General features: G+C 66.4%; 22 protein-coding genes. 14 read left to right on the forward strand and 8 right to left on the reverse strand.

Annotation, left to right across the window (positions count from 1 at the left end):
- Positions 1 to 574, reverse strand: a 574-nt coding sequence (locus NA4_RS01910) for a TerD family protein (protein ID WP_174552896.1), incomplete at its 3' end; no start/stop codon positions are given.
- A gap of 181 nt (positions 575 to 755) precedes the next feature.
- Here NA4_RS01910 and NA4_RS01915 point away from each other — a divergent pair.
- The 5 genes from NA4_RS01915 (at position 756) to NA4_RS01935 (ending at position 5,645) form a co-directional block, all read left to right on the forward strand.
- Positions 756 to 1,379 (forward strand): AIM24 family protein, encoded by a 624-nt coding sequence (locus tag NA4_RS01915; protein WP_067463152.1) that lies wholly within the window; start codon positions 756 to 758, stop codon positions 1,377 to 1,379.
- A 9-nt stretch (positions 1,380 to 1,388) separates the two neighbouring features.
- Positions 1,389 to 2,087, forward strand: coding sequence for an AIM24 family protein (locus NA4_RS01920; protein ID WP_067462893.1), 699 nt, complete (start codon positions 1,389 to 1,391; stop codon positions 2,085 to 2,087).
- 2 nt (positions 2,088 to 2,089) lie between these two features.
- Complete coding sequence (locus tag NA4_RS01925; RefSeq protein WP_067462897.1) at positions 2,090 to 2,854, forward strand: AIM24 family protein; 765 nt, start codon at positions 2,090 to 2,092, stop codon at positions 2,852 to 2,854.
- Positions 2,855 to 2,979: 125 nt separating this feature from the next.
- Positions 2,980 to 4,476, forward strand: a complete 1,497-nt coding sequence (locus tag NA4_RS01930; RefSeq protein WP_157128747.1) for an NHL repeat-containing protein — start codon at positions 2,980 to 2,982, stop codon at positions 4,474 to 4,476.
- 323 nt (positions 4,477 to 4,799) lie between these two features.
- Positions 4,800 to 5,645 (forward strand): hypothetical protein, encoded by an 846-nt coding sequence (locus NA4_RS01935; protein ID WP_067462900.1) that lies wholly within the window; start codon positions 4,800 to 4,802, stop codon positions 5,643 to 5,645.
- A gap of 15 nt (positions 5,646 to 5,660) precedes the next feature.
- Here the strand turns inward: NA4_RS01935 and NA4_RS01940 are convergent, their stop codons facing one another.
- Positions 5,661 to 6,458: an MBL fold metallo-hydrolase gene (locus NA4_RS01940; RefSeq protein WP_067462903.1), complete on the reverse strand. Its 798-nt coding sequence runs from the start codon at positions 6,456 to 6,458 to the stop codon at positions 5,661 to 5,663.
- A gap of 47 nt (positions 6,459 to 6,505) precedes the next feature.
- Between NA4_RS01940 and NA4_RS01945 the strand changes: the two genes are divergently transcribed.
- Positions 6,506 to 6,895 (forward strand): MerR family transcriptional regulator, encoded by a 390-nt coding sequence (locus NA4_RS01945; protein ID WP_067462906.1) that lies wholly within the window; start codon positions 6,506 to 6,508, stop codon positions 6,893 to 6,895.
- 28 nt (positions 6,896 to 6,923) lie between these two features.
- On the opposite strand, the gene NA4_RS01950 is transcribed toward NA4_RS01945, so the two are convergent.
- From NA4_RS01950 to NA4_RS01970, 5 genes are read right to left on the reverse strand one after another with little or no spacing between them, the layout of a single operon-like run.
- Positions 6,924 to 7,715 (reverse strand): HAD family hydrolase, encoded by a 792-nt coding sequence (locus NA4_RS01950; protein WP_067463158.1) that lies wholly within the window; start codon positions 7,713 to 7,715, stop codon positions 6,924 to 6,926.
- 59 nt (positions 7,716 to 7,774) lie between these two features.
- Positions 7,775 to 8,890, reverse strand: a complete 1,116-nt coding sequence (locus NA4_RS01955) for a cysteine protease StiP family protein (RefSeq protein WP_157128752.1) — start codon at positions 8,888 to 8,890, stop codon at positions 7,775 to 7,777.
- 20 nt (positions 8,891 to 8,910) lie between these two features.
- The gene (locus NA4_RS01960; protein WP_067462912.1) at positions 8,911 to 10,386 is read right to left on the reverse strand and encodes a phosphoribosyltransferase domain-containing protein; all 1,476 of its coding nucleotides are present in this window, start codon (positions 10,384 to 10,386) and stop codon (positions 8,911 to 8,913) included.
- On the reverse strand, positions 10,383 to 11,597 hold the full coding sequence (locus tag NA4_RS01965; RefSeq protein ID WP_084496722.1) for an HpcH/HpaI aldolase/citrate lyase family protein: 1,215 nt from the start codon (positions 11,595 to 11,597) through the stop codon (positions 10,383 to 10,385). The genes NA4_RS01960 and NA4_RS01965 overlap by 4 nt, the downstream gene beginning before the upstream one ends.
- 13 nt (positions 11,598 to 11,610) lie before the next feature.
- Entirely contained in the window at positions 11,611 to 12,825 is a 1,215-nt protein-coding gene (locus NA4_RS01970) for a hypothetical protein (RefSeq protein WP_067462915.1), read from the reverse strand.
- 145 nt (positions 12,826 to 12,970) lie between these two features.
- On the opposite strand from NA4_RS01970, the gene NA4_RS01975 reads away from it, so the two are divergent.
- From NA4_RS01975 to NA4_RS01985, 3 genes are all read left to right on the forward strand, one after another.
- Positions 12,971 to 13,546: a TerD family protein gene (locus tag NA4_RS01975; protein WP_067462918.1), complete on the forward strand. Its 576-nt coding sequence runs from the start codon at positions 12,971 to 12,973 to the stop codon at positions 13,544 to 13,546.
- Positions 13,547 to 13,710: 164 nt separating this feature from the next.
- The gene (locus NA4_RS01980) at positions 13,711 to 14,808 is read left to right on the forward strand and encodes a DUF475 domain-containing protein (RefSeq protein ID WP_067462921.1); all 1,098 of its coding nucleotides are present in this window, start codon (positions 13,711 to 13,713) and stop codon (positions 14,806 to 14,808) included.
- 94 nt (positions 14,809 to 14,902) lie between these two features.
- Positions 14,903 to 15,526, forward strand: a complete 624-nt coding sequence (locus tag NA4_RS01985) for a TerD family protein (RefSeq protein ID WP_067462924.1) — start codon at positions 14,903 to 14,905, stop codon at positions 15,524 to 15,526.
- A gap of 8 nt (positions 15,527 to 15,534) precedes the next feature.
- Here the strand turns inward: NA4_RS01985 and NA4_RS01990 are convergent, their stop codons facing one another.
- Positions 15,535 to 16,923 (reverse strand): glycosyltransferase family 87 protein, encoded by a 1,389-nt coding sequence (locus NA4_RS01990; protein ID WP_067462926.1) that lies wholly within the window; start codon positions 16,921 to 16,923, stop codon positions 15,535 to 15,537.
- Between the two features lie 201 nt (positions 16,924 to 17,124).
- Here NA4_RS01990 and rpsF point away from each other — a divergent pair, with 201 nt between their 5' ends.
- The 5 genes from rpsF to NA4_RS02015 all read left to right on the forward strand — a co-directional run bounded on the left by rpsF (position 17,125) and on the right by NA4_RS02015 (position 22,096).
- Positions 17,125 to 17,412 (forward strand): 30S ribosomal protein S6, encoded by a 288-nt coding sequence (gene rpsF, locus NA4_RS01995; RefSeq protein ID WP_040871220.1) that lies wholly within the window; start codon positions 17,125 to 17,127, stop codon positions 17,410 to 17,412.
- An 89-nt stretch (positions 17,413 to 17,501) separates the two neighbouring features.
- The gene (locus NA4_RS02000) at positions 17,502 to 18,044 is read left to right on the forward strand and encodes a single-stranded DNA-binding protein (protein ID WP_067462929.1); all 543 of its coding nucleotides are present in this window, start codon (positions 17,502 to 17,504) and stop codon (positions 18,042 to 18,044) included.
- Between the two features lie 57 nt (positions 18,045 to 18,101).
- Positions 18,102 to 18,353: a 30S ribosomal protein S18 gene (rpsR, locus tag NA4_RS02005; RefSeq protein WP_039803271.1), complete on the forward strand. Its 252-nt coding sequence runs from the start codon at positions 18,102 to 18,104 to the stop codon at positions 18,351 to 18,353.
- Positions 18,354 to 18,370: 17 nt separating this feature from the next.
- Positions 18,371 to 18,823 carry a 50S ribosomal protein L9 gene (gene rplI, locus NA4_RS02010; RefSeq protein WP_067462932.1) on the forward strand — a complete coding sequence of 151 codons (453 nt, stop codon included), beginning with the start codon at positions 18,371 to 18,373 and terminating at the stop codon, positions 18,821 to 18,823.
- Between the two features lie 615 nt (positions 18,824 to 19,438).
- Entirely contained in the window at positions 19,439 to 22,096 is a 2,658-nt protein-coding gene (locus NA4_RS02015) for a replicative DNA helicase (protein ID WP_067462935.1), read from the forward strand.
- Positions 22,097 to 22,114 lie beyond the last annotated feature (18 nt).

The raw sequence follows: 22,114 nt of genomic DNA on the forward strand, positions 1-22,114 counted from the left end.
CGGCGGGCTGCTGCGGAGGCGGCGGCGGAGCCTGCGTGGGTTGCGGAGCCTGCGCGGGCTGAGCGGGCGCGTCGTCGACGCTGACACCGTGGTCGGTGACCAGCGCGGCGAACCCACCGGCGTAGCCCTGACCGACCGCGCGCACCTTCCACGCGCCCTGGCGGCGGTACAACTCGAGCGCGATCACGATCGACTCGGTGTTCAGGCCCTCGATCCGATACTCGTACAAGCGATTACCGGCCCCGTCGGAAACGATCGCGGTCGGAGCGGCGGACTGGCCGAAGGTGCTGTTCGCGTCGTCCAGCGTGATCACCGCGCGGATCTGGTCGATGTCCGCGGGCACCGCGTTCAACGACACCGCCAGCGACGCGGGCTGTCCGGCGGGGGCGGGCTGCAGATTCACGCCGGGACCGGTCGGCTGGTTGAAGAAGACGAAGTCGGCGTCGGAACGGACCTTGCCCCGCTCGGTGACCAGTAGTGCCGACAGATCCGCCGGCGCCGCGAGCTGGACGGAAATCACCACGTCATTGGTGGCCAGCGGACCGTTCTGGCCCTTGGCGAGTGTTGCGGACAAGTTCGACCCTTCGCTTGTCGGTGCGTACGCCTGACACTCTACGAGAAACGCGCTCGGCACCGCTCGTACTGAACGGCCGCGCTACCCCGACACGCACTGGCACATCGGTTAGGGTGACGACACGCAGATGGAATACGGCAATCACACCGTGTTCCCGATCGAGACAGCAGGCAAACATTCCATGGCGCAACTGTTCGAGCAATCGAAGAAGGTGGTCGAGGCCCACCTCGCCGGAACCAGTCTCAGGGCGATTTCCGGCTCGATGATCGCCTATGAAGGAAATGTGCAGTTCAAGTCGGCCGGTTTCGGCGGGGGCGACGGCGTGCTCGCCGGGCTCAAGCGGCGCGCCACCGGCGAGAAGCTCTCGCTGATGGAGTGCTCCGGCAACGGCCGGGTTTTCTTCGCGGTCAACGGCCAGCATGTCACCGTGGTCGATCTGAACAACGAGACGCTGCAAGTGGAGTCGCAACAGCTGCTCGCCTTCGCCGGGAACCTGCGCACCGACGTGCGTTTCGCCGGCGTGCGCGGCGCGTCCTCCGGGCAGGGCCTGTTCACCACCACTGTCTCCGGCCAGGGGCAGGTCGCGCTGCTCTCGGCGGGCGGGCCGCTCATTCACCTCGAGGTGTCCCCGCAATATCCGCTGGTGGTGGACCCGGACGCGTTCGTCGCCGCGCGCGGCAACCTCAATCAGTCGTTCGTCACCGACGTGTCCTGGCGCAGTTTCGTCGGACAGGACGCGGGCGAGGCGTTCTCGCTGCGCTGGGACGGGCAAGGCGTGGTGTCGATCCAGCCGGCGGAACGGTAGGACCAACGAATGTTCGAGAAAGTCAACGGCAAAGTCGTCAAGGTCAACGTCGGGATGGCGGGCGGCGTGGCCGCTCGCAACGGCGCGATGCTGTTCTACACCGGCGACGTTTCCTTTGCGCCGCATCAGATTCCGGGCGGCCAGGGGATGGGCGGCATGGGTGGTGTGATGCGACTGGCCGGGCGCGCGATGGCGGGCGAGCACGAACGCACCATGCTGGCGCAGGGCACCGGCGAGGTGCATTACGGGTTCGCGGGCTTGGAAGTGCATGTGGTGCACATGCAGCCGGGCGCGACACTGCGCGTCGAGGCCTCGCGACTGCTGGCCAACACCGCCGGGTTGCAGAGTTCGGTGGTGTCCGTGATGAGTTCGGGCGGCGGAGGCGGTGGCGGCGGACTGATGGGCGCGCTGCGCGGCGCCGCGTCGGGCGCGTTGACCGGCCAGGGCATGTTCACCACCCAGCTGTCCGGTCAGGGCGCGGCGGTGTTGCTCGCGCATGGCGGGTTCCTGGAACTGCAAGTGGGCGGCCCGAATCCGATAGTGGTAGACCCGCAGGCGTTCGTCGCCGCTTACGGCAATGTGCAGACCGAGCTGAAGACGGCGCTGAGCTGGCGGGACGCGGTCGGCCGCGGTTCCGGTGAGGCGATGCAGTTGCACTGCGTCGGGCAGGGTGTCGTCTATGTACAGGCCTCCGAAGAGAAGTTGTGAGCATGTCCCAGATCCTCAACCCCATGACTCTCGGTGAGAGCGACAACATCCCGGGAAACAGCTACGCCTACTGCATCGACCTGAACAAGCCGTGGTTCATGCGCAAGGGCGCGATGATCGCCTACTACGGCGACATGCGGTTCCAGATGCTCACGCACGGCCTGCACGGCGGTCTGCTGCACATGGTGTCGCAGCAGTTCTCCGCACCGCTGTTCACCGGCGACTATGTCGTCGCGGAGGGGCACGGCAAGCTGATCATCGGCGACCGCGGCTACGACATCAATTCCTATGACCTGGAGGACAACGGCAACCTGACCATCCGGGCGGCGAACCTGCTGGCGTTCGAGCCCGGTCTGTCGCTGAACCAGTCCATCGTGCCTGGATTCCTCACCCTTATCGGCACCGGCAAGTTCCTCGCCTCGTCCAACGGACCGGTCATGTTCGCCGAGCCGCCGCTGCGGGTGGACCCGGAATCGCTGGTCGGGTGGGCGGATTGCCCCTCGCCGAGCCACCACTACGACCAGCGGTGGGTCACCGACTTCCTGGCCGCGGGCGCGGCGGCCCTGGGCGTCAACTCCGGTGAGGAGCGTCAATTCGACTTCACCGGCGCGGGAACCGTGCTGATCCAGTCCAGCGAGAAGGTGCTCAGCGACTCGGTGCTGGTGCGCACCATCGAGGGACAGCTCCAGAGCGGCGTCACCGTCGGCGGCTTGCAACGGCTGCAAGGGGTGATCGCGCAGCAGCTGGCTGGGCAACAGCAATACTGAGCAAGGGGAGGCGGCGCAGGTCCGGCCCGGTGGTCACGCCCGCGCATTCGTCATCACTCACACAGGGGACTCGCGCCCCTCGTGCGGGGGATTCGCGACGAGCCGGACCTGGATACCGTTCACTCGTGTTTCACATTTCCTTTCGAAACCTGCGTACGGCACTGCTGGCAGCAGCACTCGCCTCGGTAGCGGTGCCCGCCGCCGCGGCGCCGATTCCTTCGATACCAGCCGTACCCGACGTTCCACGGTTTCTCGGCGCACCTGCGATCGGTGAACCGGTTACCGGCATCGCCCCGGTCCCCCAGCACCCGTACCTGGCGCCGAACGGTAACTCGGGTGTCCACGACGACGGTTGGATGAGCGATACCTATACCCGCCCCGGCCCACTCGGCCGGGCGCCGCGGACCGATTCGCTGCTGCTCGGCAGTGAGTGCGGCTCGGTGGCGTTCGACCGCGCCGGTCGCATCGTCACGACCTGCCTCGGGCTGCAACCGGGTCTCTACCTCATCGACCCCGTCACGATGACCGTGCTGGGCAAACATCCGCTGCCCGGTAAGAGCCCGCTCGATACGCTGCAACCCGGCGCGTTCAACAACTTCGTCGGCGGTGGGTACTTCTATCTCGACGACGCCGACCGCGCGGTAGTGGGCACCAGCACCGGGCACATTCAGATCTTTGCCGAAACCCCTGCCGCCGACGGCTTTTCGCTCGTGCGCGACTACGACCTGACCGGCGTGCTGCAGCCGGGCGAGACGCTGAACTCCGCGGTGCCGGACTCGAACGGTTTGATCTGGTTCGTGGCCAAGACCAACGGCGTGGTCGGCACGCTCGATCCGGATACCGGTGCGGCACAGGTCATCCGGCTCGGCGCGGGCGCGGAGAACCAGATCGAGAACTCGTTCGCGGTCGGAGCGGCCGGTGACGTCTATATCGCCACCAACCGCCAACTGCTGCGTTTCGACGCGGGTCCCGGCGGCGCACCACAGATCACCTGGCAGGTCACCTACGCCAACAGCAACCAGCGTAAGCCGGGCCAGGTGGACGACGGAACCGGCACCACACCCACCATCCTCCCCGACGGCTATGTCGCAATCACCGACAATGCCGACCCGATGAACGTCGTCGTCTACCGCACGGCCCCCTCGGTCGCCGAACGTCAAGTCTGCGCGGTGCCGGTGTTCGAGCCCGGCCACGGCGCGACCGAGAACTCGTTGATCGGCGCGGGACGCTCACTCATCGTCGAGAACAACTATGGCTATGCACACCCTGATGCGACCGCGTCCGGCAAAACCACGACTCCCGGTTTCGCTCGCGTCGACATCGAGGCCGACGGCAGCGGCTGCCATCTGACCTGGACCAACACGGTCGAAGCCGCGCCGACGGTGGTGCCGAAGCTATCGCTGGCCACCGGACTGATCTACACCTACACGAAGGGCACCGAACCGAGCGATCCCTGGTACTGGACCGCGCTCGACTATCGCACCGGCGAGACCGTGTGGAAACAGCTGTCCGGCACCGGCCTCGGGTTCAACAACAATTACGCGGGGATCGCCATCGGGCCCGATGGGGCGGCATATCTCGGCACGCTCGGCGGGTTGGTGTCCATGCGCGACGGCGGCTGAGTCCGGGTTTCATCTGCTGATCGGCGGATAGCGATGGCGCGGAATGCAATCGCCCCCGGGACCGCTCAGCGGGCCGCCGTATCTGCGAATCCAGGCATCGCTGACTCGTCGCTCTCGGCACAACGCATACGCACGTGGCCGAGGTCGAATCCCTTTACACGGCAGCTTATCCGCGCGTCGCGAACTACCGATTGACCATAGAGCTCGCTATGTATCGCAGGTTGCCGGGCAGATGGCATACAGACAGCAAAAGATTCGCGTCGGTATGGTGAAATCGTCTCGGTGCTCGCCGACGCAGGGGATAGGCGGCGGAGAATCGGTAGATGGCTGACTTGGCGCTCTCGCCGCAGCGTCGCACCGCGCTGACGAACCTGGTCCAAGACGAATCCACGTTCGCGACAGCGTATCCGCGCGTCGCGGACTACTGGTCCACCGTGGGCCGGTTGCCCGGCACCGGCGACGACATCGCCGACGCCACCTTCGACCTGCACCTGCTGCACTACATGACCGGTGGCGCCAGCACGAATCCGTACTGGGATGTCGTCGCCGCCGCGGTCTCTCCGGGGCCGCCGGAGCGTGCGGCGCGACGCGAGGTGAACGGTGGCAATCCGAAAGGTAGTGCTCGTCTGGCCTATGCGCAGATCCTCCTGCAAGCCGCCTACGCGTATGCCATTCCGTCCCCCGCGACACTGCGGTGGGTCGCGGAGGTCACGGAAGGCAGGCCGATCATGGAGGTCGGGTCGGGTCGCGGCTACTGGGCGCATCAACTCACCCGGATCGGTGTACCGACGACCGCTTTCGATTCACATCCGCCCGGCCTCGTGACCAATTCGGCTTTCCCTTCCGCCCCGGGACAAGTCGCAATGTGGCATCCCACCGCGACACCACCCGCGTCGGCGGCCGATCTGGCCGCCGCCCACGCGAGCGATGTCCTGTTCCTCTGCTGGCCGCCCGGCTGGGAAAACCCCATGGCCTCGACCACCCTCGCCGCCTACCAGCAGGCGGGCGGCCGCACCCTCGTCTACATCGGCGAGTCGCGCGGCGGACGCACCGCCGACACCGCGTTCTTCGACATCCTGGATGCCGACTGGACCCGGCTCGACCAGGACCCGGATTACGTCTCGTGGTGGAACCTCGCCGACACCGCCCAGTGCTGGCAGCGCCGATGACCGATCGCGCGGCTGTCAGCTTGCGCGCTGGAATTCCCACGGGTCGTGCGCGCTGATCAGCGTGACTTCGTCGGCGTGATCGCGGTGCAGCTCCCGCAGCCGCGCCTGGGTGCCCAGCCGCAGGTCGTGGTGCACCTCCGAGGTGGTCTGCACGATGTCGAGCACCGGGTGCGGCTGCGGAGCCGGATCGAGTTCGCGGTGGTAGTAGTAGGCGTCGCCGCAGTGCAGCAGCCAGCGCTCACCGTCGCGGACGGCGACGCCGGTGTGGCCCGCGGTGTGCCCGCCCAGCGGAATCAGCTGGAAGTCTTCCGGCAGGTCCTTCGGTTGAATCGCGTTGAAGCCGAACCACTTTCCGGTGGCATCCGACGGGTAGGTCAGCCACTGTGGGTCGTGCGCCCAGTGCGCGGGCCGGTAGCGGAAACTCGGAGCTTCGGCGAGTGCCGCCGCCAACTCGGCGGCCAGCACGTGGACCCGTGCGTGCGGAAAGTCGGGCAGTCCGCCGCAGTGATCCACATCGAGGTGGGTGAGGATGATGTGCCGCACATCGCCGGGGTCGTAGCCGAGACGCTGCACCTGCCGGATGGCGGTCTCGTCCTCGGACAGGCTCGGCTGCGCCATCGCGACCCAGTCCGCGCCGAGCGTGCCCGCCGGGTCGCGGACATCGTCCAGCCCGATGCCCGTCTCGATCAGGACCAGCCCGTCGGATTCGGTCTCGACCAGCAGGCAGTGGTTGACCGCGTGGGCGGGCGCAGGTCCGTCGTAGGTGGCTTCGATCTGCCGCACCGATCCGCAATTGAGGTGATGAATTGTCATGCGAGCTAGTCTGTGACTTGAAGCGTGGTTCAAGTCAAGGAGCCGAGATGACGGACGCCCTACTCGATATCGCCGAAGTGGCCGACCACACCGGCCTCGCCCCCTCCGCCCTGCGCTTCTACGAGAAACGCGGACTCATCGCCGCGACCGGCCGCAACGGCCTGCGCCGCACCTACCACCCCGATATCCTCGGCCGCCTGGCCCTCATCACCTGCGCCCGAGGCGCCGGTTTCACCCTCGCCGAAATCGCACGCTTCCTCCGCGCCTCCCCCACCGACGCCGAACTTCGCATCCGCATGGCCGAGAAAGCGAATCAGCTCGACGAAGACATCGCCCGCCTCAGCCGCATGCGCGACAGCCTCCGCCACGCCTCCACCTGCACCCACGACCCACTGGTCGAATGCCCCGACTTCAAGTCCACCTTCGAACCGGCGTGATGCCGCACTGACCCTCAGGGGCGAAAGCCTATGCGTCGGTGTGGTTGGGCGCCGCTTTGATGAACCAGTTGATGATTTCCTCGCCCGCGAGGATGCCGGCGGCGCGAGTGACGGTGAGGTTGGGGTTGGTCCAGTTGAGTTGTTCGAGTTCGCCGTGGCGGGGCCGGATGGCGGAGTCGGCGGCGCGGAGCATTTCGGCGTCGAGAGCGCCGTCTCCCGCAGCCAGCGTCCTTGCCTCGTCGGCGAGTTCACCGCTGTCCCAGAGGCGTTTGCGGACTTCGGCGACAGCGCGGCTCTTGCAGACGGCCAGCGGCATGGTGTAGATCTTGCGGCCCTGCTGGGAGGCCGACCAGCCGCGCGGACGGCACCAGTCGTCCCATTCGGCGAGGAATCCGTCGGGAACGGCCTTCGGCTTCACCACCAGGTAGCAGAACAGGTGGTCGGCCACGCGGAACTTGGTCACCCAGGAATCATCGATGCGGGCGTGCAGTTCCCTGCTCACCTCCGACAGGGTGGCGCCGCCCGCGCGCACCTGGGCGTCGATGTCGATGCGCCAGCTCAGGTCGGGGACACCGTCGACGAGGATGTTCCCCCCATTGCTGGTGATCGCATAACGCCAGGGCGCCCCGGGTAGTCGAATGCGCCCGAACTGCTTGATGGTGCGGGTAGTGGTGGGAATGACGGCGGCGGGTTCGGTCAGGGACTGCATCCGCAGCGCCGCGGTGGTGGTCATGAACGACAGCGGAGCGCCTTCGAGATGCTCCACACAGACCGTCGGCACGTCGGCGGTGGTGCTGAAGGCGCTACGCGAGTAGATCATCGTCCGGTCCAGGTCGGTCGCGATCAGCGCACGTCTTCGCTGCACTTTCCGAGAGAGGTTCACTGCTGCACGTCCTTGATCAATCCCATACACGAATATGCCAGGTCATCGACGATTTCCACAGGAACCCCGCGGGCGGCGGCGAGTAACCGGATGTGCGCGTGCTCGGGCGCGTCGGCCTCGCGGACCAGCACCCGCCACGGGACTCGCCGCAACAGCACCCGGGTGGTCTCGCCGACGCCGGGCTTCACGAAGTTGACGCCGGCGATGCCGTACCGCTCCCTGACCTTCTCCACCGACGCCCAGCCGGTCCAGGTGGGCGTGCGGTCGCTCGCGCGGATCGCGGCCACCTCCGCCGCCACCCGGTCGCGGACCGCGTCGAAGGCGCCGCTCACGGTGTCGAGCAGCCGTCGGGACATATCGTCACCGGCCAGCTCCCGATAGAACTTGGCGCCGTGGAAATCGCCGGGGCCGATCAGCGTGTCGTTCAGCACGGTGCGCGAGATGAGTCCGGACACGGTGGAGTTCAGGCAGGCCGAGGCGATCAGGAAGTCGTCGCGGGTGCCGTAGGTGCGCACGCAGTATCCGGGATCGGCCAGCACCGCCAGTTCGTCATTGAACCGCGGGCCTCCGGCCGCCCGGTAGGCGTCCAGCGCATCGGTCAGCTCGCGGGTGATCGCACCCTTGCCGGTCCACCCGTCCACGAACACGACGGAGTCGGGGTCGTGGTGCTCGGCCAGATAGTCCAGCGCCACCCCATCGATGCCGCGATCCCGCACGATGGACACCGCGTAGTGCGGCACGGTGAGGCTCGGCCGCCGCGCACGCAGCCAGCGACGCATCAGGATGCCGACCGGCGTGCCCGCCCGCGCCAGCGACACCAGCACGATGTCCTCGCCGCGTTCGGCGACGACCAGCTCCGACACGGTCGCGACGGCGAGCGCGAGCCGCTCGGCGCTGGCCGTGAGCACTTCGTCGAACAGGGTCCGATAGTGCGCGTCCGGTTGGTATTCGATCGGCAGTGACTCCGCGTAGTGCGCCTGCCCGGCTTGGATCTTCCGTTCCCGCTCGGCGACGTCGCGCTCCAGATCGACCTCGGACAGGTCCTTCAGCAACCAGGAAACCTCGTCGGCCGCATACGATCCGAACTCCGGACCGTGCAGCGGAACAGGCAACGCACCCACCCTCGTGCTGGTCATAGTCGGCTCCCGTCCTTTCCCGGCGACTCGGCGCGTTCCGCGTGCAGCCGCCGCGGGTCGGCCTCCCGCAGCACCGCGAGCAGCACATCGGCGCCGGAGGCGGTCAGCACGTCGATCAGTCCGCCCTCGGCCCGCAGCTGTGCGGTGTCGGCGGGCGAGTCGACCACGACGACGAGCACCGGATCGGACGCGGGACCGTCGCCCTCCGCGCCGCTGTCGACGCCGTCATCGGTGATCGTGACATCCTCGCTGCGCCCCGAAGCAGCGCTGGCGACCAGTGCTCCGAGCCCCGCCATATCCGCTTCGAAAAGGTCCAGCGGATCATCTGGCCAGTCCGCGTTGTACAGGTAGCGCGGCGCTTCGTCGCCGGGCTCCGGTGCGACGAACCGGAACCCGCGCCGCAAGGGATATCCCGGCTCGTCCAGCACATACGCGGGCGATCGCGTGGTGGTTTGAAAGCGCGTCGGCGTACCCGTTTCGGCGAGCAGCGCCGCAAGCCGCAGCGGGAGATACATCAACTCCTCGTGACCGAGCACGATAGCGGGCCGACCGGCGAAATCAGCGTCGAGCCGCGCGGTCAGCAGCTCGGCCGCGGTGATCAGCGCCGCCTCGAACGCGTCGGTTTCGGACGCGAGTATCCCGTGCCTGCCGCCCTCCGGCACCGAAGCAGGCCAGGGCAGTTCCATCCGCCGGAACGTGCCGGGATGACCGGCGGTCGGGTTGAGCCTGGGTTCGGGAAGGGCGCCGACGGCGGCGACCAGCCCGTCGGGCAGCGTCGCCCGGCCGGTGGCGAGACACACCGTGTCGATGCGCGCACCCAGTTGCGCTGCGGCCGCATCGAATTCGGCCCGGTCGGCCACCCCACGCAGATCGACCAGCGACGCCAGTACGTAGTGCGACCGCGGCGAAAACGCGTGCAGCGCGCGCACCGCGTCGATCGCCGTTGCACCGGTGGAGATTTCATCGTCGACCAGCACCAGTGGCAGATCGTTGACGAAGATATCGGCGGGCGTCGGTTGCAACAGGTGCGAGGTGGCGTGCGAATGCCCCTCCTCGAACCCGGCGAGGGTCTGCGCGTGCGGCACCTCGCGCCGGGTCGAATGGAGATAGCAGCTCGCGCCGATCCGCGCCGCCACGCAGTGGCCCAGGCCCGTCGCGGTCTCGGCGAACCCGAGCACCACCGCTTCGCGCTCACCGAGCACCTCGCGCACCAGATCACCCAGATGATTGCCCGCCCCGAGCACCACCCGCGGATCGGTCGGGAGATGTTTGCCGAGCACGGTGGACACCAGCAGGTGCGCCCGGCGCGGATTGTTGTGCCGAATCCCCGGCCGGACCAGCGCCGTGATCGGCAGCTGGGCCGAGCGAAGGCGATCCGCGTCACACTCGGCATCGTGATCCAGTCCGATACCGAGAATTCTTGTTGCCCAGGGAATTTCGTTGTGCCCGAACTCGGTCGCCGCCTGACTCATACGGTGACCAACGCCGTCAGCAGATCCACGAACGACACTCCCTTGTTCGCCACGCCGAACACCCGCGCGCGCAACAGCGTCTGCCGCGCCCAACTGCGGTGCGGCCGCATTTCGTTCATCTTGTTCCGGTAGCCCGAGGCCGCCACGCCGCCGACATCGGCACGCAGAATGTCCAGCGCGTCCGAGTACTCCTCATGCGTCACCACCGACAGCGCGTGCACGGCGGCCACGTGCGACGGATGAATCACCGTCTTGCCCTGGATGCCGTTGGCACGATCCAACGTGATCTCCCGCAGCAGCCCGTCCAGATCCCGGCTGACCAGGTACTGCCGGAACGGCACGGCGTCGGATTCCTCGAACGGCGCGGTGCGCAGCAGCGGCCGGAACATCCGCTCGTGGTCGGCGAAGTACTCCCACACCGGCCCGGTGATGACGAAACCCGTTCCGTCCGCGCGCCCCAGATAGTTCACGATGTCGGCGATGACGTCGGCGACCACCCGCACGTCGTAGATGGTCAGATCACGATCGCGCCGGATGCCGAAGGTCGAGCACATGTCCGTCGCGCCCACCCGCACCGCGAGCACCCGGTCCCGATGCGCGGCAAGCAGCGCCGCGATCTGCGTGAGTTCGTAGTCGCGGGTCTCCCGGTGCACCAGGCACGGCGACTCCAGCACCGGCATCCCGTACAGCGGCCGGTTCACACGCTGGGCGGCCACGTTCAGTACGTTGAGGTACTTCGGTCCGGAAACGCTGTCGAATTTCGGGAACACGAACCCGGTCAGCGCCTGCGCGCCCGGGCCGAGCTGCTCGATGATCTCGGTGATCGTGTCCGCGTCGCGCACCCGGATGAACAGCAGCGGATTCGCGTCGTGGCTCGCCGCGAGCAGATCGAGCGCGGCGACGGTCTGCTGTTTGGCGTACTCCACCTCGTCGTCGGCGACCGCGTCCTCGAGATCGATCACCATCGAACACACCCCGTGCCCAGCCCGCTTACTGATCGTCAACGCGAGATCGGGCCTGGTCGCGGGCGCGTACAGGGTGGCACCGAGCCCGATCGCGAGCAATTCCCGATCCGCGCGGTCGCTGGCGAACGGTTCGGGCTGCCGGTGAAAAAGACGCCTCGCCTCTGGGCCGTGCAATTGCCGGAAGTGGCGCAGCGGCATGCGCTTCCGCAGGGAAACCTCCTGCTGGACGGCGATGCCTGCGGTCATCGTTGCCCCATCCTCATTCTCGTCGTGGTCCTGCTTGTTTTCTCATTCGATCCACTATCCCGGCTATGAATTCGGTGACGGCATCCAATTCCGCCACGTAGGCCCAGTAGTCGGGGTGACGCCCCGACAGTGTTTCGCTGGTTCGGTCGATCCGTGCCGCCTGCGCGTCGAGCACCGATCCCCATTCGGCGACGAGCCCCCGGCTCACCGCGAGCATTTGCGCATCCCGCAGCCGGAATCGTACGGCCTTGGCGTGTTCTAGCGGGTCGGCCCGGATCGCACGGAGCAGAGTGAGCCGCTTGGTGACGGCATCGACCTGCTGCTCGGCCTCGGCGAGGAACCCGCGCGCGGATGTGGTCAGATCAAGTGCAAACTCCGGGTTGTTTTCCGCCGCTGCCGCACGCGCCCTGCCGAGAGCCGCGTCCGCAGCCTCGATGGCTCGCCGACTTTCCCGCTCATTGTCAGCCAGATCCGCCGAACTCGCAGCGTTGAACTCGCGCAGCAGCACCGAGTACGCGGGCGCGACCCCTTCGGCCCTGGTCCGGACGGCGGCCAGACGGGTGGTCACCGAGGCGATCGCGTTCTGCGCGGCGGCGGTCCGAGATGGGGCCTGTGCCAAGGCTTCCGCCAACTCTTTCGTGGCGCTGTCCAGCCGGTTCGCGGCCTCACGCACGGCGCCGGGCGCGTCGGATCCGATGGCTTCCAGTGTGACCAGCGCCTCATCCACCACGGCCGCGCGCTCGCGCACCGAGGGATAGTTCGCGAATTCGGATTCCGCGGCCTGCCCGCGCACGGCCGCGGCGGCGAGCTGCACCTGCCGCACCAGCTGCGGCACCGCGCCGAGCACGGCGACCGCCTCCTCGAGCAGGCTCCGGTTGCCGTGATAGAACTCGTCGACGGCACGGGCCGCGTCGGTCAGCTGCCGCACCGCGGCATCGACACGCTGCTGCCCATGCGCTATCGGCGTGCCGCTGCGCTGCGCGCCGTCCAACTCCGCACTCAGCGCCAGGTAGCTTTCGCCCGCGCCATAGCATCTGTGGCGCACAGATTCCCAGCGCTGGCCCATCCGCCGCTCCGGGAAAACCTGATCGGCCGCGTGCACCGCCACGTCCGCCGCGCTCTGGCGCCGATCCATATCGAGAAACGCCGAGGCCAGCGCGGTGCGGGCGTGCTCGATCCATTCGTCGTTCCCCGACGACCGGAACCAACCACGCCTTCGGCCTGCCACGCCCCGATGGTAGGAGATCTTCCTGTTCGCCGAGGGTTACGCGGGTTCCTACGCAACTTCGGCGAAACCTACTACTGTCGTATGACGTACCCGGCGATTCGGACATGCTGGGAACCAATGACGGACTATTGAAAGGGAATCCCGCATGGGTGTCAGTTTGTCCAAGGGCGGCAATGTCTCGCTGACCAAGGCGGCGCCTAACCTGACTGCTGTTTCGGTCGGCCTCGGGTGGGATGTGCGGACCACTACGGGCACCGACTTCGACCTCGACGCGAGCGCCATCGCGACCGGCGCGGACAAGAAGGTCCTGTCCGACCAGCATTTCGTCTTCTTCAACAACCTGAAGTCCCCGGAAGGCGCGATCGAGCACGTTGGCGACAACCGCACCGGCGAGGGCGAGGGCGACGACGAGGTCATCAACGTCGACCTGGCAAACACCCCGCCCACCATCGAGAGCATCTTCTTCCCGGTCTCGATCTACGACGCCGACTCTCGCTCGCAGTCGTTCGGCCAGGTCCGCAATGCCTACATCCGCGTCGTCGACCGCAGCAACGGCCAGGAACTCGCCCGCTACGACCTCACCGAGGACGCGTCGACCGAAACCGCCATGGTCTTCGGCGAGCTGTACCGCAACGGTGCGGAGTGGAAGTTCCGCGCGATCGGCCAGGGCTACGCCTCCGGCTTGGCCGGCATCGCCCGTGACTACGGCGTGAACGTCTAAGGAATTCTTCGCTGTTCGCAGGGGGCCCGGCGACGGGCCCCCTGCGTCATGCGACCCAGGCATGCCGGTGCGCCCTGGGAACAGCGTTGGACAACCGGCGATCCAGCAGCCACGCTGGTAGCAACCGTCGCCGACTCGTTTTTTACTTCACGAAAGGTCCCAGCGTGGTCCTGCGCATATTCGGCATGTCCCTCCTCGTCACGGTGCTCTCGCTCGTGGTTGCGTTCGTGTACGGCGGGCCGACCGCCTTCGCGCTCGCCGCGATCCTCGGCATCCTCGAGGTATCGCTGTCGTTCGACAACGCCGTGATCAACGCCACCGTTCTGCAACGTATGAGCGCGTTCTGGCAGCGGATCTTCCTCACCATCGGCGTGCTGATCGCCGTCTTCGGCATGCGCCTGGTCTTCCCGCTCGCCATCGTGTGGATCACCGCCGGGCTGGATCCGGTGCGGGCGTTCGACCTGGCGCTCAACCCGCCCCCGAACGACGCGCTGACCTTCCCCGACGGCAGCCCCAGCTACGAGAAGCTGCTCACCGACGCGCACCCGCAGATCGCGGCGTTCGGCGGCATGTTCCTGGCACTGCTGTTCCTCAACTTCATCTTCGAGGAGCGCGAGATCACCTGGCTCGGCTGGCTGGAACGGCCGCTGGCCAGGGCAGGCAAGTTGGACATGCTCTCCGTGGTGGTCGCGGGCACCGGCCTGATCCTCACCGCGGAGTTCGTCTCCGACGAGGCGCACCGTTCGACCGTCCTGGCGGCCGGCCTGCTCGGCATGATCACCTACATCGCGGTCGACGGGCTCGGCTCGATGTTCCACACCGAGGAATACACCGAAGGCCCGTCCGAACTGGCCAAGGCCACCGGTAAAGCGGGTTTCTTCCTGTTCCTCTACCTGGAGGTGCTCGACGCGTCGTTCTCCTTCGACGGCGTGATCGGCGCGTTCGCCATCACCTCCGACCCGATTATCATCGCGCTGGGCCTCGGCCTGATCGGCGCCATGTTCGTCCGGTCGATCACGGTGTACCTGGTGCGCAAGGGCACCCTCTCGGAATACGTCTACCTGGAGCACGGCGCGCACTGGGCCATCGGCGCGCTGGCGGTGATCCTGCTCATCTCGATCGGCGTGCACGTCAACGAGCTCGTCACAGGTTTGATCGGCGTCGCGTTCATCGGCGCGGCGTTCGTCAGCAGCATCCTCCGCAATCGCGGCGCGGATGAGGAAGAACTGGACAGCGAACGAGAACCCACGCCGGTAGGCTGATTCCCGGCATGCAGCCGAAGACCCGTTGCGGCAGCGGCCCCATCCCGAGGGATGGCCGCTGCCGCTCTCGTTTGCACAGAGGGGGGAGCGCGCCATGGCCATCGAGGGCAACCACGGCGGCGTCGACCTGTCCAAGGTGACCCTGTCGAAGGCGACGCCGAGCATCAACCTGACCAAGCCGGGCGAACAGCAGGGCACCATGCGGGTGAACCTGAACTGGTCGAGCGGTCCCAAGGGGTTCTTCCGCCGCTCCAAGCCGGTCGATCTGGACCTCGGCTGTCTCTACGAGCTGTCCAACGGCGCCAAAGGTGTGGTGCAGGCGATCGGCCACAACTTCGGCGCGCTGGACGTCGAGCCCTACATCAAACTGGACGGCGACGATCGCAGCGGTTCGGCCGCGAGCGGCGAGAACATGCACATCAACCTCGCCAGGCCCGAGCTCTTCCGGCGCATCCTGATCTTCGCCTTCATTTATCAGGGCGTGCCCAACTGGGCCGCCGCCGACGGCGTGGTGACCCTCTACCCGACGGCAGGTCCGCGGATCGAGATGCGGCTCGACTCCCCCGTGGACGGCGCCCGCTCCTGCGCCATCGCCCTGCTGCAGAACCAAGGCACCGGGATCACCGTGCACCGGGAGGTGCACTACATCAACGGCGCCCAGCGCGAGATCGACCAGGCCTACCACTGGGGCATGCAGTGGCACAGCGCGCGCAAGTAGCGCGGAGCCTAGGGAACCGGAACGAGATCACTGGGGTCGGACCGCGCCGTCCGCGGCGACACCGATCGGTACCCGCGCGGCAGCGCCCACAGGAACACGAAGAACAGCACCACAAGCAGGCTCGCGCGTCCCCACACCCCGAATTGGACGATGTGCTCCATCAGCTCGACCGAGGTGCCCGACCCGATCGAATAGAAGTAGCGGAACACCCCGATCCCGATGGCCGCGTCGGCGACGAGGTAGCCGCCGATCAGCCACCACGGCACCTCGAGCAACACCAGGAACGGCACCAGCCACAAGGTGTACTGGGGGGAATGCACCTTGTGAAACAGCAGGAATCCACACAGCATCGCACCACTCACGCCGACCCACGGAAACACGCGGGTTCTCAGGTACCGCTTCCAGCCCAGCCACATGGCCAGCGCGAACGCCGCGAGCACCAGCGTGGGCGAGGCGATCGAAACCGCCTGCTGGAACGCCGCCTCGCTGTGCGCGTCCGGACCGAACATCGGCCGAAGTCCCCAGTACCAGATGGAATTCGTGGTGATGTCGGCCTGACGCAGCTGCTGGAACGTGATCGACGCCCGCCAGCCCTCGTAACCGGCCAACGCGAACGGCAGGTTGACCGCGACCACGGTTCCTACAGCCGCGGCCGCGGTGAGCAGCGCACCGCGAACGTCCACACCGCGATCGCTGCCATTGGCGTCGCGTTCCACGCCGCCGGTCAGCACGTACGCCACCAGCGGCAGCACGAAGATCCCCGGGTACAGCTTGAGGCAGAAACCGAGCCCGAGTAACACGGCTGCCGCGATTCCCCTGGTGCGCAGGGAAAAGCGGGTCAGCCCCAGCACGTAGACGGCCGCTACGGCCATGCACACCACCGGGAGCTCCCAGTTGTGGAAGGCATAGAGCACCAGTGGCGGGCCCACCGCCCACAACAGGGCAGCACCCCCGGCCAATCGGGCCAACATCCACGCGGTGAGCAGCGCGAACGGCGCGAGCAGCAGGGCGGAATAGCGCAGGAACTCCGCGTCGTTGTCCGCGCCGACCGCACCGAGCCACATCAGTACGCCGCTGAGCACCGGATACTCCACTGCCCCGCCGACCAGCGCGCCGTCGTCGGTGATGCCGCCGTGCACGTAGGGAAAGACGTGTTCGTTGATGTCCCTGCCGAGCCAAAGGAATTGGATATCCGAGTAGCAGACGTCCGAATCCTTGATGATGTCGAAGACCGTGCTGCGACCGTCCGTGTTGAACGGCGCCTCCGCACAGCGCGCCTTGTTCGCATACGCCAAGGCGAGGGTGAGGCCGCACAGCAGCACCACCACCGCAGTCAACGCCGCGCGGCGTCGTACACGACCTGCGGGCAGGTCGCGGGCGACGAGTCCGGTGGGCATAGCGACAACCCTATGCGGCCCCGCCGGACCATGCCGGTGTACCCCGGCAAATACGCCCGGAATACCCGCCCGAGACCGAGCAGTGGACCGATTTCGCTGCTCAACGACCACTCAGGTAGCCTTGTCGGGTTGCTGACGCAACGACCCTCCTGCCACGGACCGTCCGTGGCCGTTTCCTAGTCCACAGGAGGTGATTGGTCCGTGCGTCATTACGAAGTGATGGTCATCCTCGATCCGAGCCTGGACGAGCGCACTGTTGGTCCGTCGCTGGACAACCTGCTCAGTGTCGTTCGCACCGAGGGCGGCAAGATCGACAAGGTCGACATCTGGGGCCGCCGCCGGCTCGCCTACGAGATCGCCAAGCACGCCGAGGGCATCTACGCCGTGGTCGACCTGACCGCCGAGCCCGCCACCGTGAGCGAGCTCGACCGCCAGCTCGGTCTCAACGAGACGGTGCTGCGCACCAAGGTTCTGCGCCACGACAAGTAGTCCGGCAACTCTCGTTTGCGTCAGAGCCTGTGCCTAGGCTCTAGCGCAACAGCGAGACGCGGACTGCACACCGAGCAGGAGGAACCACAATGGCAGCAGGCGACACGGTCATCACCGTCATCGGAAATCTGACGGCCGACCCCGAGCTTCGATTCACGCCGGCGGGACAGGCGGTGGCGAATTTCACCGTCGCGTCGACCCCCCGGGTGTTCGATCGTAATTCGAATGAGTGGAAAGACGGCGAAGCGCTGTTCCTGCGCTGCAATATCTGGCGCGAAGCCGCGGAGAATGTCGCCGAAAGCCTGACCAGAGGTTCCCGTGTCATCGTGAGCGGACGGCTCAAGCAGCGCTCCTACGAAACCCGCGAGGGCGAGAAGCGCACGGTCGTCGAGCTCGAGGTCGATGAGGTCGGCCCCTCGCTGCGCTACGCCACCGCGAAGGTCAACAAGACCAGCCGCGGCGGTGGTGGCGGCGGGTTCGGGTCCGGCGGCGGGAGCGGCTATGCCGCGGCCTCCCCTTCCGGTAGTGGGGGTGGGCGTTCCGGCGGTGCCGAGGACGACCCTTGGGGCAGTGCGCCCGCGGCCGGCTCCTTCGGGGGCGGCGGCCGCATGGATGACGAACCGCCGTTCTGAGAACGGCTACATCGGCCCGCCTGATTCGGGCCATCACTGATTACGGAGTACAAGACCATGCCTAAAGCGCCCGCGCGCGAAAAGGTGCTCAAGAAGAAGGCTTGCTCGTTCTGCAAGGAGAGCAAGACCGGAACTGTCACGATCGATTACAAGGACACGGCGTTGCTGCGCAAGTACGTCAGCGACCGCGGCAAGATCCGCGCCCGCCGCGTCACCGGCAACTGCGTGCAGCACCAGCGCGATATCGCGGTTGCGGTCAAGAACTCGCGTGAGGTCGCTCTGCTGCCTTACGTGTCGACGGCTCGCTGAGAAAGGGAGGCACGCAAATGAAGTTGATTCTGACTGCTGATGTGGACAACCTCGGTGCCCCCGGCGACACCGTAGAGGTGAAGGACGGTTACGGCCGCAACTACCTGCTGCCGCGCGGCCTGGCGATCGTGGCCAGCCGTGGCGCGGAGAAGCAGGTGGAGGGCATCCGCCGGGCGCAGGAAGCCCGCCGGGTCCGCGACCTGGACCACGCCAACGAGCTGAAGCAGGCCATCGAGGCCCTGGCGTCGGTCTCGCTGAGCGTGAAGACCGCGGGCACCGGCAAGCTGTTCGGCTCGGTGACCCAGTCGGACGTCGCGGCCGCGATCAAGACGGCGGGTGGTCCCGTTGTCGACAAGCGCAGCATCGAACTGCCGAAGGCGCACATCAAGACGACCGGCAAGCACGGCGTCGTGGTGCACCTGCACCCGGATGTGGTGGCGAAGTTCGACCTGACGGTCACGGCCGCCTGATTCGGGCATCCGTCGAGGACCACTCCCGTGGCGACATGGGAGTGGTCCTGAACGTGTCGCGGCTGCTAAATAGCTAATTGTTTGCCGAATGGCCGGAGCGCCATTCGGAGCATTTGGGCTGCTCATCACCTTGCGGTGAAGCATCGGTTTTTCCAACCTGTGGATTGCCGGCGAAACCGACCATTCGCGCTGTGACTCGAGTCATATTCACCTCACGTGCTGTTAACCCAACACGCCCGGCTGTTCAACTTGGCCGACACGCCGCAACTTCATTAATCCACACGGTCCGAAATGCAGAAGTCACTATCTATCTGCGTGTTCGACCGCGCGCACCTGCGTTTTCCCCAAGTTGTACACAGGGGGTGCACATCGTTAGGTGAACACTCCCCAACTTATCCACAGCTGTGTGCACAGTCCGGTTTGGCGGGTGCCCGCCGGGTCGCCTAGGTTCTTCGCATCGCCATGTGCGCGCCGCCCGAACGGTGCGTACGGGCGGGTGCCGCAGCGGTAGCTGGACCCCAGGTCAGCGGCGGTGACGAACGTGTCGGTGCCCGGGGGTAGAACGAGTCAACAGGGTGGAACCCGGTCGTGGGGTAGAGAGGACGGTCGAGTCTCGTGACAGCCACCGATGACCGCGGGCACACGGATTTCCCGCCCGAACCCCCCGGCGAAGACTTCGGCCGCCAGCCGCCGCACGACATGGCGGCCGAGCAATCGGTGCTCGGCGGCATGCTGCTGAGCAAGGACGCCATCGCCGATGTGGTCGAGGTGATTCGCCCCGGCGATTTCTACCGTCCTGCCCACCAGGCCATCTACGACACCATCCTCGATCTCTACGGGCGTGGCGAACCCGCCGACCCGGTCACCGTTGCCGCCGGGCTTGACCGCCGCGGCGAACTGAAGCGCATCGGCGGCGCACCGTATCTGGTCACGCTCACCCAGACCGTGCCAACGGCCGCCAACGCCGGCTACTACGCCGAAATCGTCGCGGAGAAAGCCATTTTGCGCCGCCTGGTCGAGGCGGGCACCCGCATCGTGCAGTACGGCTACGCCGGCGCCGACGGCCAGGATGTCGCCGAGGTCGTCGACCGCGCCCAAGCCGAGGTCTACGAGGTTACCGAGCGCCGCACCAGCGAAGACTTCCTCCCACTCGAGGAACTGCTCCAGCCGACGATGGACGAGATCGACTCCATCGCCAGCCGCGGCGGCATCTCCCTCGGCGTCCCCACCGGCTTCACCGAACTCGACGAAGTCACCAATGGCCTGCACCCAGGACAAATGATCATCGTCGCGGCCAGGCCTGGAGTCGGCAAATCGACTTTGGGAATGGATTTCATGCGCAGTTGCTCGATCAAGCACGGCTTGGCGAGCGTTATTTTCTCGTTGGAGATGAGCCGCACCGAGATCGTCATGCGGCTGCTTTCGGCCGAGGCCAAGATCAAGCTCGGCGATATGCGGTCCGGGCGGATGAGTGACGACGACTGGACCAAACTGGCGCGGCGGATGAGTGAGATCAGCGAAGCGCCGCTGTTCGTGGACGATTCGCCGAACCTGACCATGATGGAAATCCGGGCGAAGGCGCGGCGGCTCAAGCAGCGCCACGATCTGAAACTCGTTGTGGTGGACTACCTCCAGCTGATGACCTCCGGCAAAAAGGTCGAATCCCGCCAGCAGGAAGTCTCGGATTTCTCTCGAAACCTGAAACTGCTGGCGAAGGAACTGGAAGTGCCCGTGGTTGCGATCAGCCAGCTCAACCGCGGTCCCGAACAGCGAACCGACAAGCGCCCCATGGTCTCGGACCTGCGCGAATCGGGCTGCCTGCCCGCGTCGACTCGCATTCTGCGGGCCGACACCGGCGGTGAGACCACCCTCGGTGAGCTTCTCGCCAGCGGCGAGCAGCCGCTCGTGTGGTCTCTCGATGAGCGGATGCGCATGGTAGCCCGGCCGATGGTGAAGGTCTTTCCTAGCGGTCGTAAAGAGGTGTTCCGGCTCCGGCTCGCTTCCGGGCGTGAAGTCGAGGCAACGGACAATCACCCGTTCCTGACCGTTGACGGCTGGATTCCTTTGGAGAAGCTGGCCGTTGGCGACCGGCTCGCCACCCCCCGCCTCGTCCCCGAGCCCGTGCACACGACTCGGATGCCAGACGCCGAGGTGATCCTGCTGGCCCACATGATCGGCGATGGGTCATGTGTCAAGCGCCAGCCAATCCGTTACGCCAGCATTGACGAGGAGAACTTGGCGGTGGTCACACAGGCCGCCACACATTTCGGTGTGACGGCCATTCGTGACGAATACGCGGCCGCGCGCGTGACCACTCTGCGATTGCCCGCGCCGGGGCGGCTTGCCCGGGGCAAGCGGAACCCCATCGCCGCATGGCTCGACGAGCTGGGACTGTTCGGCCTGCGCAGCTACGAAAAGTTCATCCCCGAGCGCATTTTTGCACTGCCGAACGACCAGGTCGCCCTGTTCTTGCGTCACCTCTGGGCCACGGATGGCTCAGTGCGCTGGGATGCAAAGGGACGCCAGGCACGGGTTTACTACGCTTCGACCAGCCGCCGTCTGATCGATGATGTAGCCCAGCTTTTGCTTCGTTTGGGTGTGCACGGCCGGATCAAGAAGGTCCGCAAGACCGGCTACCGCGACTGCTGGCATCTCACCATCGACGGCTCGGATAACCAGACCATCTTCCTGCGCGATGTCGGCGTGCACGGCGCGCGCGGGCGGTCGGCGCGTGCGGCCCTCGCCGAGTTGGAGCCGATGACTCGCAATACAAACGTCGACACGGTTCCGCGCGAAGTCTGGTCGAAGGTTCGCACGCTCCTCACCGCGAAAAACATGACGCACCGAGAATTCTCGGCGGCGATGGGCTCACGCTTCTGCGGATCGACTATGTGGAAGCACTCGCCAAGCCGGTCCCGGCTCGCCCGCGTGGCGGCAGTGCTGGACGATGCGGATATCGATATGTACGCGACCAACGACGTCTTCTGGGACAAGATCGTTGAAATTACCAGCGTAGGCGATCAAGAGGTTTTCGACGGAACGGTCTATGGCACACACAATTTCGTGGCAAACGGCATAAATCTCCATAACTCTTTGGAACAGGATGCGGATATGGTTATCCTTTTGCATCGGCCGGATGCATTCGAACGGGATGACCCGCGTGGCGGCGAAGCAGACTTGATTCTCGGCAAGCATCGCAACGGGCCGACCGCGACGATTACCGTCGCACACCAACTGCATCTGTCTCGGTTCGTGGATATGGCCCGCGGCTGAGGACTGTTGTAGGGTCTC

Origin of the sequence: Nocardia amamiensis NBRC 102102 (genome assembly GCF_001612745.1) — a bacterium.
GTDB classification, from domain to species: Bacteria; Actinomycetota; Actinomycetes; order Mycobacteriales; family Mycobacteriaceae; genus Nocardia; species Nocardia amamiensis.